The sequence below is a fragment of the Marinilabilia rubra genome (genome assembly GCF_003121985.1).
GTDB classification, from domain to species: Bacteria; Bacteroidota; Bacteroidia; order Bacteroidales; family Marinilabiliaceae; genus Marinilabilia; species Marinilabilia rubra.
The window spans coordinates 38,623-52,840 of sequence record NZ_QEWP01000013.1; the positions used below are offsets into that span (position 1 = coordinate 38,623).

At 40.8% G+C, this 14,218-nt stretch carries 8 protein-coding genes; 7 read left to right on the forward strand and 1 reads right to left on the reverse strand.

Annotated features, from left to right (window positions below; translation table 11 throughout):
* Positions 1-64: 64 nt before the first annotated feature.
* The 6 genes from DDZ16_RS20630 to DDZ16_RS20635 all read left to right on the forward strand — a co-directional run bounded on the left by DDZ16_RS20630 (position 65) and on the right by DDZ16_RS20635 (position 7,997).
* Positions 65-358: a hypothetical protein gene (locus DDZ16_RS20630; RefSeq protein WP_146192243.1), complete on the forward strand. Its 294-nt coding sequence runs from the start codon at positions 65-67 to the stop codon at positions 356-358.
* A complete protein-coding gene (locus tag DDZ16_RS14855; protein WP_109265276.1) occupies positions 288-674 on the forward strand; it encodes a DUF6992 family protein in 387 nt (128 codons plus the stop codon). Before DDZ16_RS20630 ends, DDZ16_RS14855 begins: the two co-directional genes overlap by 71 nt.
* Positions 675-736: 62 nt before the next feature.
* Positions 737-1,255 carry a DUF4251 domain-containing protein gene (locus DDZ16_RS14860; protein WP_109265339.1) on the forward strand — a complete coding sequence of 173 codons (519 nt, stop codon included), beginning with the start codon at positions 737-739 and terminating at the stop codon, positions 1,253-1,255.
* Between the two features lie 282 nt (positions 1,256-1,537).
* Positions 1,538-4,294: a CHAT domain-containing protein gene (locus tag DDZ16_RS14865; RefSeq protein WP_109265277.1), complete on the forward strand. Its 2,757-nt coding sequence runs from the start codon at positions 1,538-1,540 to the stop codon at positions 4,292-4,294.
* 484 nt (positions 4,295-4,778) lie between these two features.
* Positions 4,779-7,373, forward strand: coding sequence for a CHAT domain-containing protein (locus tag DDZ16_RS14875; RefSeq protein WP_109265279.1), 2,595 nt, complete (start codon positions 4,779-4,781; stop codon positions 7,371-7,373).
* Positions 7,374-7,640: 267 nt separating this feature from the next.
* Entirely contained in the window at positions 7,641-7,997 is a 357-nt protein-coding gene (locus DDZ16_RS20635) for a hypothetical protein (RefSeq protein ID WP_146192244.1), read from the forward strand.
* Here the strand turns inward: DDZ16_RS20635 and DDZ16_RS14885 are convergent.
* The gene (locus tag DDZ16_RS14885; RefSeq protein WP_109265281.1) at positions 7,953-10,796 is read right to left on the reverse strand and encodes a triple tyrosine motif-containing protein; all 2,844 of its coding nucleotides are present in this window, start codon (positions 10,794-10,796) and stop codon (positions 7,953-7,955) included. The two genes, DDZ16_RS20635 and DDZ16_RS14885, sit on opposite strands and share 45 nt — an antisense overlap.
* Before the next feature lie 378 nt (positions 10,797-11,174).
* Here DDZ16_RS14885 and DDZ16_RS14890 point away from each other — a divergent pair, with 378 nt between their 5' ends.
* Positions 11,175-14,210, forward strand: coding sequence for a SusC/RagA family TonB-linked outer membrane protein (locus DDZ16_RS14890; RefSeq protein ID WP_109265282.1), 3,036 nt, complete (start codon positions 11,175-11,177; stop codon positions 14,208-14,210).
* The last annotated feature ends 8 nt before the right edge of the window (positions 14,211-14,218 follow it).

Sequence of the window (14,218 nt, forward strand, 5' to 3'; positions counted from 1 at the left end):
AATAGGTTGGAGTGTTAATTGTGGTAAGGGTTTGTTTAGTTTTTATGATATAAATAATGAACAGATGAAAGATTGTCCGACTTGGCGATGGCTTTTTTTGTTGGCTTTTATGATGATGTTTGCAATTGATGCAGATGCTCAGATAAGTTCTGATGAATTTTATGCAAGGCATATTCAGACCCAGAATACCGGGATGTATATTCTTGGTTCATGGGCGATCGTCAATATTGCTACAGGCGCCTGGGGTTGGGGTAGCTACGATGGCGAAAAAAAAGTATTTCCATCAGATGAATCTTTTTTGGAATACTGTGAATCTTGGTATCGCAGGTTTTGCCATTTACAACAATCTTCAGGTTGATCCCCTTGCAATTGCCAGTGAGGATGCATTGTCAGAAGCCCGGAAAATTGAAAAGATTTTGTTAATAAACAGTGGTCTGGATCTGGGGTATATCGGAGTTGGATTTCTGTTGAAGAATTTGAGTTCAAAATATGACAAACGAAAAGAATTATTGACCGGTTATGGAAACTCCCTTATTTTGCAGGGTAGCTTCCTGTTGGTTTTTGATTTGGTTTTATATGGTGTACTGCATGCTCAGCGGATGGATTTTATGGAAAATATTTCATTGTCGATGGGCGAACAGCATTTTGGGGTGTCATGGCGTTATCGATTCTAAACGAAATGGTTCTGGCACATATTTTGGATGTTTTAAGGATGAAAAGCAAAATAAATACAGATATGAAACATTCAAAAACAATTCTTCTGACATTCGTCTTTTTGTTCGCGACCGTGACTTCTGTATTGGCCCAGGATAAAAAGACCAGAGAGGAAAAGCGACAGGAGAAATTTGAAGAGACCGTTCAGCTGATTGAGAACTTGAATTTTATTTTTGAAGCCGACAGGGCTTTTCCACAGGGTGGGGCTTCTATCGATTTGACTACCAATTACGGATTTTTGAAAATAAAAAAAGATTCCACAGCTGTTGGCGATCTGCCATTTTTTGGCCGGGCTTTTAGTGTTGATTATGGCGGTAGCGGAGGCATTGAATTCTCCGGTAAAATGGAGGAATTGGAATATTCAGCGAACAAGGAAAGGAAGCGAATCTCTTTTTCATTTAAAGTGAAGGATGATGATTATTTCCAGATATCATTTGATTTTTCATACAATGGAGATGCTTCGCTGAATGTTATTAGTCAGAATCGCAGTTCGATCAGATACAATGGCGATATTTCCCTTCCGGAGGAGGAAAAACAGTAGGGGAAATAATTCCGGCAAATCCGCGTTATCGGGAAATTCCCGTTAGCAGGTAGAATAAATCATTAATTCTTCTAATTTTGAGGGCCAAATCTCAAGAAAACTCAGCATGAAGAATTTTCTGCTTTACTGGTATTTGTTCTGACTTTAACAACCACTCTTTTTGCCCAGTATCCTGATCGTTACAGGCATTATCGTTCTATTCCTGAGAGTAACATCAATTGGCAGAAAGCGCTTAATTTTCATGCTTCAGAACAACTGGATACAGCACTTCATTTTGCCTCATTGGCAGAAGAGGAATTTTTGGCCTCCAAAGAGTGGGGCCAATTTCTTTTTATAAATAATTTTCGCGGGCAGTTGCTTGGGGAAGTTCGCAAGCCATCTGAGGCCATAAAGGAATTAGCAAAAACGCGAAAGCTGGCGATTACGCACATCGACACGATGAAGAGTGCCGAGTATGCAGAAAATCTCTTTCTTACCGCAAGGCTGCTTACATTGGTAAACAAATATCAGACATGTGAAACGTACCTGAGAAGAACTGTTAAATTGCTTGAGGCTTCCGGAGAATACCCGGAAATGGAGGCTTTGGTAGCATTTATGTCTTCCAAACTTTACAATAAAATGATGCGCACCGGGGATGAAGAGATTTATCTGAATAAAGCTCTCAGTGCTCTAAAGGGTTTAGATGATGATTATGCCCGGGCTGTTTTTTATTATGTGCAGGCAGAGCGTCTGAATCTGACTCAGCTTTTTTTAAAGGCTGATTTTTACAAGGCGGCTGTCCGGTACTTTGAATCCGGCAATCATACCTCCGATTATTTATATTATTACAGCTTGATGAAATTGTCTCAGCAATTTTCCAGCTTCCAGAGTGACTTTGAAAAAGCTGTGAGTTATTGCAACCGTGCCGAGCAATATGCCCTGGACAATCATCTTTCCAAAGCAAAAAGATATGGTTTGTACTTCGCCATTGGAGATGTTTACCGGAGTTTTGAAAAATATGATGAATCTCTGAAATATCTGAAAAAAGCAGAGACATTAATTCTTGAGGTATTTGGGCATCAATCCTTCGAGCATCTGTTATCAAGTCTTTATTTGGGACGACTTTACCGCTATAGGGGAGAGTATGATAAAGCTTCCGATTACTTTCACAAAGCCTGGGATATTGGGAAAAAAGGCTGGGATGGCCATTTTCCGCATGAATTTACCATGTATGGTGAAATGTGCCGGATGTATGCCAATGCAGGACAACCGGACAGTGCTTTGTTTCTTGCTCAAAAGCGACTCACCTATGATCTGAAGAAGGATACTTTCGGGATTCATGAAGTTCCTCCTCTGGCCAATAAGGACAAAACAGTGAGATATTATAACTCGCTTGTGGTTAAGCTGGAGGCGTATAATCAACTTTACAGGCATAACAACGATTCTTCCATTATTGAATATGCATTGAACCACTGTCGGAAAGCTTTTGATTTAATTGATGATCTGAATCATGAAGCATTGGAAGAGACTTCAGGGATCAGGAATTCTGTAAGAACAAAAGCCGTTGCTTCTTATGCTTTGTTTTTTGCGCTGGAGAAGTACAGAAGAACTGGTGATGAGAATTATCTGGTTAAAGCTATCGAATTTGCCGACCGGTCACAAGCCAATTACTTAAGATATTTGATGGCCGATCGGTCGGAAAAGCATATTTCGGATAAAGAAAAGGCCTTGCGGAAAAAAATTGCAGGTATTGAAAATGAAATTTTGGATGAAGATCTCCCTGCCAAAGATGCCAGGTTATTTAATGATTCATTGATGGCTCTAAAGTCTGATTTGGTAGAGATTGTCTTGAATCCGGATATTAATCATGAAACGGTAGAAAAGCAGACTCTTGAGATACCAGCGGTAAATGTCAAAAAGCTAACTGCAGATATGCCTGAGAATAGTGCTGTTTTGCTTTACCATATTGTGGATTTCCGCGACGACAGTGAGTTTTTTCAAAAGGCTGACAGGTCATCAGATCAAAAGTTAGTGGCGTTCCTGATGGACAGTCAGGGCGTATTGGTTTCTTCATCAACTTTTGACGAGAATTTTAAATCGCTTATTAGAGGCACCCTCAGAGGACTTAAAACAGGAGATCTCGTCCGGTTAAAGAAGAACGGAACACGTTTGTCTGAGAGGCTGTTGGCCCCCTTTGAAAGCAGATTGAAAGAAAAATCCCACCTGGTGATTATTCCTGATGCAGAGTTATCTGATATTTCTTTTGAAAGTCTGCCTTATGGCAATGATGAAAAATGGCTTTGCGAAAAGTTTTCAACCAGTTACAATTACTCACTGGGGTTGTGGGAAAGGAGCCAATCCAATGCCGATCCGAATCCTAAATCGTTATCTGCCCTGGCCCCAGATTTTTCAGGTAATCAGGGTATGATCATTTCTGAGAATATTGATGCCACCGCCGACTCCCTGATGGCTCACAATCCTGATATAATGAGAGACGGAGAGCATTTGCTGCCACTTCCTCAGGCCAGAAGAGAGGTGCTGGAAATTGAGAAGTTGTTTAAACAGGAGGGAAATAAAGTGGCCAGCGTGGAACTAAAAAATGCCACCAAACAACGTTTCTTTGAAATGGCCCGGAATACCGATATTTTGCATATCGCCTCACATGGATATTCTGATGTCAGCGATTACCGGAATTCGGGCTTGTTCTTTTCAGCCGGAAAAGGTGCTGAAAGCTTTCTGCGGTTAAACGAAATTTATGACCTTAAAACCAATGCCAACCTGGTTGTGTTGAGCGCATGTAAAACCAATACCGGTGATAAAGTCAGAGGTGAAGGGGTACTTGCATTACCTCGCGGATTTATGCTGGCTGGCGTCCCAAATGTCATTGCCTCTTTGTGGAAAGTGCACGATAAAAGGACCAAAGAATTGATGGTAACCTTTTACAACGCGCTGCTTGATGGAAAAACTTATGCCGATGCTCTTCGGGATGCGCGTTTGGCAGCCATCCGTAAAGGAGAGCTGCCTCTCGACTGGGCAGGGTTTATTCTGATAGGTAATTAGTTTTGGTAGGTTGTGGCTTGGTTTATCCAGAGGTGTGGTTGCTAATTTGTTTACAATGAATCTGTTCCATTTAAGCACCAGGTTTGCAAGCCATCAATATTGGATGAGTGAATACGTATTGTGGATGTTAGCCTTGTTCTTCAGGATTACAAATCCTGGGTTAAAGGAAGGCGGATTGCCGCTCGGCTCTGCCGCTTTAATTTCAAAGAAATCCGCCTTAGCGAAGTTGGATGTCATTCTGAGCTTACTGAAGAATCTTTTCGTTTGAAAAACAGATGTTTATCTTCCGCTACCGCTGGTGCGGATTTGCCGCTCAGCTCTGCCTTTTGGTCACTTAAATCTAATCCCGATGGTTCGGGAAAAATCTAACGATCTATTCTGGTTGAAACTTACTATTTTTGTAACCTTTAAGTGGACAGGTTCGAAAACAATGTTTACAGGTCCAAATATTTCAGGTATTCGATCACTTTAAGATGGGGTTTTAATGAATAAAAAGTCGGGTTTTCTTCTTTTTTGCATTGTATGTTTAATTGCTGTTGTTTACAGCGTATTTTCCATTTTCCAGTCTGAAGCCACTACAGATTATACCAATAAAGGCGATGAGGTTGTTGACTTTGTGAAGCGCAGTGTTTTTACCAATGTAAATTATGCTCCATCCGCCATGGAAAAATACTCTGCTTTAAACAAGGGAGCTATTGTTTTTTTTATGAACCTGAAGGAGGGGGCAGAACTAATAGAAGAGAACCGTCCTCTGGAAGCCTGGCGAAAATGGAATACCTGCTTAAATCATCCGGAGTTCGAAAATTTTATTGCTGAAACCTGTTTCGTCATTGGAACATCCCTGGGCGAGCGTGATGGTTTTACCAGTTTTATTTTGTTACAAAAAGCACTGGAAGTTTCGCGTTCACAACAAGGTGGTGGCAAATCACTTGAGTATAGTTGTTTAAATGCCATTGTTCATCTTCTGGTTTCGCAGGTAGAAGATGACGGGGAGTTTCAGGATCTGGATATTAAGGCTCAACAATACAGTCACGAAGCACACCTCCTTTTAACCGATCCTGCCTCTCAAATAACTGAGCGTAATGCATCATCAAGCATCTATCGAATTGCTGCCGAATCATTACTTTGGCTGGGGAAAGATTCGCTGGCCGATACCTACATTAATCGATTAACGGGGCAAAAACAATTTTACAACCACCCTGAATTAACTGAAGCATATGCTGAAATGTTGTACGGGGTGAAGGCCTATATCCACGGTCAAATGGAGGAATCGGAGGTTCACTTTAAGAATGCCATTGATGAGATAGGAGAGTCTGCTTCCTATTTGAATTATGATCTGGAATTGCCGTATGCATACCTTGGGGCCGTTTATGTGAAACAAAGAAAATATCTCAAGGCCATTGATTTTATGGAACGCTCCATAAAAACTCTTCAAAGTGAGCATTATTCTTCCGTAGAAGAACCGCTTAAGTTAATTCCACCCGACCTAATGAATGGCAAAAACAGTACTTACAACCTTGTTTTGTGCTATTTAAGATTACAGTACTTCAATAAGATGGCGATCATTAACGACCCTGCATCGGTGGAGTTGAAGAAGGTCCTGGAGTTAACACAATATACGAACCAACTCATTAAGTCGTGGTTTCTGAAAGCTGCTGATGAAGAAACCCTTTTACGCGCCACCAAGCTAATTAAGAAAAGCAACAGCAATGCCATCGATTTACTTTGGGATTACCAGGACCGTTTTGATGATGTAGTCGACCGGGTTTATCTTTTAAAAACGGAAGCCAGCTCTTTCTACCTCAACTACCTGATGGAGCTCAGGAAGAATAAGGGAAAAAGTGATGCGTTTGATAAAATTAGTAATCTAACCCTGGAGTTGACCAATGCCCAACAAAGAAATGATTACCTGAAAACCGGGAATGTTCGTAAACGCCTCGCTTTATTAAAATACAAAGCAGAACTTTGGAATAAAAAGTCGGATGAGCTAAAGCAACTGGTCTATAATGATGTTATACCCGATATTGCTGAAGGTGACCAGGCTGTTGTTAAATATTTTATGTCATTCACCGATTTGTATGTCACTTATTACACTGAAAGCCATAAAGGGTGGAAAAGACTTGAGACGATAAACTACCACGAAAAGATACTGCAACTTAAACGGGGGATAAAGAGTCAGTCTGTTAGCAATGCCGAACTTCAAAGGTTTTACGATTTGTTAATCAAGCCCGTTGAGAAAGAGCTGGAAGGGGTTGAGCGGTTAACCATACTGTCGGATGAAAGACTTGAAGGCATTCCCTTTGAGCTTTTAAAAAACGAAGAGGGTCAGTTTTTGATTAACCAGTATGCCATCAATTATTCCTATTCTTCAAAGGTTTCAAAAGTTAATTCATTGCCGCAAACCAATAATTTTTTGGCAGTGGCTCCCGGATTCACTGAAGAAAACAGTTATTCCTCCCAAAGCCTTACACGGGATGTGATTGAAGATTACAGCTTCATTACAAGAAATTCGGAAAGAGGTGTTTCTTTGGCACCCATCCCTTTTTCTACGGATGAGGTTCAGGAAATCGGACAACTTTTTAATGAAAGATCCCTGAATAACCATATTTATACAGCTAAAAAAGCAACTAAAGAAAACCTGGCCAAAAATCTCTCCAATCCGGGCATTGTTCATATTGCCACTCATGGCATCAGTCGCGATAAATTTAACAGCGGGTTGTTTTTCTCCAAAAACGAAGAGGATAATGGATTTCTCAGCCTTCAGGAACTTTACAATTTCGAAATAAAGGCAGATCTGGTAGTGCTTTCGGCCTGTAAGTCGGGAACCGGAAAAGTATTTGAAGGAGAGGGTGTAATGGCTCTTCCCAGAGGTTTTATTTATGCCGGAGCTTCTAACGTTATTGGCAGCCTATGGAAAGTACACGACCAGAAAACAAAAACGCTGATGATCTCCTTTTACAAGCATCTTTTGGAAAAAGAGGTGACATATGCTGAAGCCCTTCGTCTGGCCAAACTGGATTGCATTGAAAAAGGCTTCCTGCCCATCGACTGGGCCGGCTTTGTGCTGATTGGGAATTAGTGTTTTTACAGCTGCCGCTGGTGTGGATTTGCAATCCGCACCTTTTAACAGTGGATTTGCAATCCACCTTTGAATGAAATTTTGTTTTCTTTTCAAATAAGATTGCTGCTTAATTTTACCGGTTTGCTTAACAGGATTGCCGCTCGGCTTGCAAAGAAATCCTGGGTTAAGGAAATGCGGATTACAAATCCGCATTAGCTGGTTCCACTGCTTTGCTTGCAAAGAAATTCGCATTAGCAGAGGAATTAATCTGTTTTTCCTATCCGATTGGCTCCTGCCAGTCAATCGCGTCTTCCTGCCGGTCAATTACGCCTTCCTGCCGGTCAACTGCACCTTCCTGCCCGGCAGGAGAGCTCAATTCACCCACCAGAAAAGGATGATAAGGCGACAGGAGAAGGTCATCAGTCGACAGGAGAAGGTCATCAGTCGACAGGAGAGTGTGAAAACCCGGCAGGAGAGTGTGAAAACCCGGCAGGAGAGTATGAAAACCCGGCAGGAGCGTCTGATCAGGCGGCAGGGGCAACTTTTGTCGCGGCAGGGGTTGTGATGAGGTGGCAGGGGATGCACCTTAGGCTTTCATTACTGATTGCTCCCGTTCTGCCATTCCAGAATAAACTCAGTTAAATCAGTGTCTGCCGATAAATTCAATTTCTTTCTAACCCTGTACCGGTGGTTTTCCACACCTCTTACAGAAATACCCAATAATGGTGCAATCTCCTTGGAGGTAAGATTAATTCTTAAAAACGCACAAAGCCGAAGATCACTTGGCGTCAATTCGGGATATTCACCTTTCAGGTTTTGCAGGAATGTTTCATGAGCCTGGTTGAAGTTGTGTTCAAACAATCGCCAGTCATCATCACCCGATATGTTGGTGTCAATTTTCTTAATCAATTCATTGTAATATTTGTCGGGAAACCTGGTTCCCAGTTGCTGCTTTTGTTTCTTGAGTTTATCTTTTAGCGAAATCAGAAATTCATTCTTTTTGATGATGCCCATAGCCGAATTGGCCAGCTGATGGCTTTTGAAAGACAATTCATTCTTTAACTTTTCATTTCTTAGCTGAATCAATTCCCGTTCTTTTTCTTCCTGAATATGTTTCTCTTTAAGTTTGACCCGTTTAACGGTAATTTGGCGACCCATGAAAAATAAACCCATAAAAACCAGGGCGTAAGAAACAATCGCCAGGGGTGACTGATACCAGGGTGGGTTCACCTCTATTTGTAACTGGTGAGTTAGGGAGGTATTATCCCAGTTATTGATCGTTCGTGCCAGTATTGTATAATTGCCTGCAGGTAGTCGGTTAATGGTTAATTTGGGTGATTCATCGGGGATTGACCACTCATCAGAGAGTCCTTCAACTTTAAACTGGTATTTGATGTCTTCACAGGAGAAAAGCGGAAACGAATATCTTAAAACCAGATTGTTTTTGGCATAAGGAATACTAAGGTTGGAAGTGTAAGGAGATAAGGCCTCTTTATCTCCTGATTGACTCTCAATGGAAACTTCCCGAAGATGTGGTTTCTTCTGAATAATCCGGCTCCCGCTCGTGGAAGCTCTTGCATCCAACAGAGCGTAGCCATTTTCCAGACAAAGTATGGCTTGGTTGCTTTTTATTGGAACGATGTTTTCTTCTTTGGGAATGATGTCGTTTTTAAACAAAGACATTGGAAACTCTTTTATCTTTTCAATGTCGGTCCCTAATATTCGGAATAAAGCTATACCGTTGTCGTTTAAAAACCAATAGTGATGATCGGGACCCTCCGAAATTCTGAATGAGGTGGAATATTCCCCCAGGTGTTCATTGAGAAATTGATAAGGTACAATTTCATTGTTCAGGTCATCATAGGTGTACAGTTTCTCTTCATTGGTAAAAACAATCCGGTTCTCAATTTTAAAAGTTCTTAAACTTGCATCATTTCTCCATATTTTGGAATTCTTTCCGAAATAAGTAACCTGCTCAGCAGAGTCCAGGGTTTCGTTGAGTCTGATTCGATATACCCCCTGATACCGGTGACTGGCCCACAGGTGATTCCGGTGATCAAATTCTACAAATCTGATTAGGTCGTTGAAGCCTTTGATAGTGTTTCGGGGTTTCCACTGGCCGCCCTCTTTCGAAAAAACAATAAGATTGTTGTAGGTGCATTGCAAAAGAAACTCTGGATGCCCCGGAATAGTAGTAATAGAGTATCCGCCGGCGTGATCAGATATCTTTTGGGTTTTATGATCATCCACCAGGAATGTACCTGAATTATGACCTACAAAAATTTTATCATCGATGACTTCGCAATCCCAAACTTGTTGCTGAGTTCCCGTTATCAGAGAAAATGTTTCATTGTCGGCATCCCATTTTCTTCTAAAAAGCCCTTGGTTTGTGCCTGCATAAACCATGTCCTTGTATAGAGCAACGGAATAAACTGCCCCAAGCTCATCATTTTGAAAATGGGTATAGGACTCAGGGGTGCCTGCAAAAGAAACAAAATCTATTCCTTTGTCGGATACTACCCAGATATTTCCCAAACTGTCGCAGGATAAAGAATGAACGGTATTGCTTTGAAGTCCTGATTTTACTGTAATGTGATGCTTTATTTCACCGTTTTTATTGAAAACCTTTAAACCTCCCAGAATGGTTCCGGTAATCACATTTTTGCCATGGGTGATGGTACCGTTGTTAATATTATTGCGAATAAACCAGCTGTCCTGATCATTGGCCCAGGGTTTAAATGATTGTTTTTCGGGGTTGTAGAAAAACATGCCATGGTTTTCTGTTCCAAATAAAAGGGAGTCTTTTCCAATTTCTCCAAGAAAGTTGATGGATTTATCTGCAAAGAAATCCGATTCAATAAAAGGGTTGAGTTCATTGTTGGTGATTGCATAAATTCCATGAAATTTTTTTGCAATTAGCAATTGGTTACCCACTTTGTTAGCCTGGGTGATGAACCCGTTGGAGTTTACTACTTTAAATCTGCCCTGATTGTAGATGTAAATTTTCGTAAAAGATTGAAAGTAAATTTTCTCATCTATAATGAATATGTGCCAGAACTCTTCATTCCTGGGGAAAAAATCTTCGACCATATGGGTTAGCGAAGTGTACTCAAGATTTCCTTTGTCGTTTCTTTCCCAATATCCCAGTTCCCGGTAACCGCCGGTGTAAACCCGGTTGTTTTTATCAATGGCAATAGACCTTATGGCGAATCCATTAGGCGATGGGTTAAGATGCCAGGAAACGCCATCAAACTCAATTAGCCCTATGCTGTTGCCAAAATAAGTGTACCCGTTTTGATCAAAAGCTACCGACCAGTTTTTGTTGGCCCCATTGTAATGCTCTTTGTTAAAGTTTAATACATTAACGGTTCTTCCCTGACTATTAGCAGCTTGTGCAGATAAATAAATAAAAAGTGAAACTATTAGAAGGAATCTTTTCATCTCAATTTGTCATGTTCGGATTTTGAAAGCGAGATATTTTTCTCTCAGGGAGGGTGAAATTAGTTCATTTTATGCAAAAAAATGTTTTCGGAATCCTTGTTTCAGGTTTTAAATTACCAGAAATGGACCAATAATACCAGAAAATGCCTCACTTTTTTGACGAAAATTAAAATAATACAAATAGCATTTTTAAAAAATGGCCATTTTTAAAAATCAGTAAAACAGGATTTAAGGATGTCCTGGGGATAGTGCGATGAGGTGAATGTGAAAATTAAAATCACATTTTTTAACAATGAGAGTTGTTAGTGTGGTCTTTTTCTTTACTCGGTGGTATATCTCACCCTAATTTTACATCAACGAAACAAAAAAAATAAAGTCATGAGAAAAACTCTATTGTTAGTTTATTTCCTAATGATATCTGTCTTTCTCTTCGGTCAGGAAGAAATTACCGTCCGGGGAACTGTCACAGATTCGGAAAATATGGGGATCCCTGGTGCTTCCATCGTTATAGAAGGAACATCGCAGGGTACAATTACCGATATGGATGGTAATTATAATATTTCTGTACCATCAGATGCAACGCTTGTGTTTAGCTTTGTTGGTATGGAAACAGTTACCGTTCCGGTTGATGGTCGAAATGTGATTGATGTTAATATGACATCATCCATGGTGGATTTGGAAGAAGTTGTGGTGGTTGGTTATGGTGAGATAAAAGCCAAAGACCTGACATCTTCCATTACCACAGTAAAATCGGAAGAGCTGGTTAAAACCCCCGCCGGTCAAACCATGCAGGCTCTGCAGGGCAAGGTTGCAGGTATGCAGGTTGTTAGTGCCGGTGCGCCTGGAGCTGAGCCTACTGTAAGAATCAGAGGTATTGGTTCATACCCGGGAAGTAGTAACTCTCAGCCTTTATACGTGGTTGACGGAATGTATTTTGATAATATTGATTTCCTGAACCCGTCTGATATTGAATCGTTGTCCGTTCTAAAGGATGCTTCTGCATCAGCTATCTACGGAGTCAGGGCAGCCAATGGTGTTGTGCTTATCACCACCAAAAAAGGTTCCAAAAATGAAAAAGCAAAGGTTGTTTATGAAGGATACGTTGGCGTTCAGGTTCCGCAGAATGTTTTAAAAATGGCAAATGCCGAGCAGTTTGTTAATTATATAGATCAAACAGGGGCGGAAGCTGATATGCAATTTGTGGAGAATGCAATGCAACGTTTTGGAAGAAGCCGAATTAATCCCAATATTCCATCTGTTAACACTGATTGGTATGCAGAGATTATGAAAAAAGCCGCCAGACAGCAAAACCATTCATTAACCATAACCGGGGGTAGCGAAAAAACAGCTTACTCTTTGGGTGTTAGTTATTTTGAACAACAAGGTTTGCTGGAAACGTCTAAAAACTCTTACGAACGTTTGAATATCAGAGGAAAGCTTGATCAGGAAATTAATAGCTGGTTAAAAGCAGGTATTAATCTTAATTTGAGCAGCGGGCAAAGATACACGGCTGACGACGGGGCTTGGTTCAAAGCATATCATGCGGTACCTATTTTGCCCAAATATGACCTGGAAAACTACGAATCCCTTCTTGCTAATGAAATACCAAATGCAAGCCATTACGCAAGTGCACAACTTCTCGGGTATAGGGGGTCACAAAATCCATTTTTAAGTCTTGACTACAGAAACAATCGTCAGGATGCTAAGAAAGTGCTTACAGGTATTTATAGTGAGGTTTCCATTATTCCTAATAAACTCCGTTTCAAAACGAATTACAATATAGCTTTTAGGTTTTTAAAGAACAGGAATGTGGGTTTGCCATATTACATTTCCAATGAAACCAACAGACCCCTTTCCACTATTAGCACAGACAGGGTAATGAACTATGATCAGTTTATCGATAACGTACTAACTTACTCAAATAGTTTTAATAGCCACAACCTAACAGTGATGTTGGGGCAATCCTACCGGGATGAGTGGTATGACAGGCTATGGGGCTCGGCCGAAGATATTCCTATGCAGGAAAACTCATGGTACATCGGACAATCTCAATCTGAATCCTCAAAGCAGGTAGATGATTCGGCAGAACGACTTTATGGATTGTCTTATTTTGGACGAATATCTTACAACTATGACAGCAGGTATCTTGCCTACGTTACACTACGAAGGGAAGGAACCTCCAAGTACCAGGAGACATGGGGTACATTCCCTGCTTTTGGTTTAGGCTGGGTTGTATCGGAAGAATCTTTCTTTAGTGGTGTTGATTTTGTAGATTTCTTCAAGTTCAGAGCCGGATGGGGCCGCTTAGGAAATGATAAAATCAACCGACAGGATGGTGCTGATACAACCAATCCGGTTTTCCTGGCAATTGATGATTCACAGGTGGATGGTACCATAACTACCAGTACGTTTGGTTACCTGGAGTGGGAAACTGTAGAAGAGACCAATCTTGGTATAACAGCACGCTTTTTAGATAACAGATTAAGTCTGGAATCAGATTATTTTATTCGTGACACAAAAAATGCAGCTATTCCGGTTAGTCTGAAGCTCCAGTCAGGAAGTGTTACCAGAAATGTTGGAGTAATCAGGAATTCAGGTTTAGAGGTTGTTGCTAATTGGGATGATAAAATTACCAATGACTTAAGCTATTCCCTCGGAGTAAATTTCTCAACTCTAAAAAATGAGGTTCGTGACCTTTTTGGCCAGTCTTACATTAACGGTGGTTCGGCCGAATTCCGCCAGAGATCTCAGGTAGGAGAGCCTCTGTTATCATTTTATGGATACGAGGTGGCTGGTGTTTATCAGAACCAGTCTGAAATTGAATCTGATCCTGTTGCTGTTGAGAATGGGTTGGTTCCTGGAGATTTGAAGTTTAAAGATCAGGATGGAAACGATGTAATAAATGATGATGACAAAGTATTTCTTGGTTCTTATTTTCCTGATATTACTTATGGAGCAACATTGGGGCTCAGATATAAGAATTTGGATTTCAGTATGAACGTTATGGGCCAGATGGGAAATAAAATTTTGAACCGTAAGCGGGGAGAAATCATCTGGACCAATGATACAAATATTGATGCTGACCTTGCCACAGGCCTTTGGAATGGTGAAGGCACTTCCAATAGTTATCCATCTGCCTCCGGGTTGAGGCGGGGCTGGAACCAAAACTTCAGTGACTTTCTTGTGGAAGACGGATCGTTCTTCCGAATTCAAAATGTTCAATTAGGGTATAACCTTAATGGTTCTAGGTTATTTGGTAAGGGAATGCCAAATGCCAGAATTTTTGTCACTGCCGAAAGGCCCCTGACCGTATTTAGCTACAATGGATTTAATCCCGAAGTTCCAAACGGTATTGATCGTCAGTTTTATCCGGTTCCATCAGTCTATACTGTTGGTTTAAATGTTAAATTCTAAACTCATTA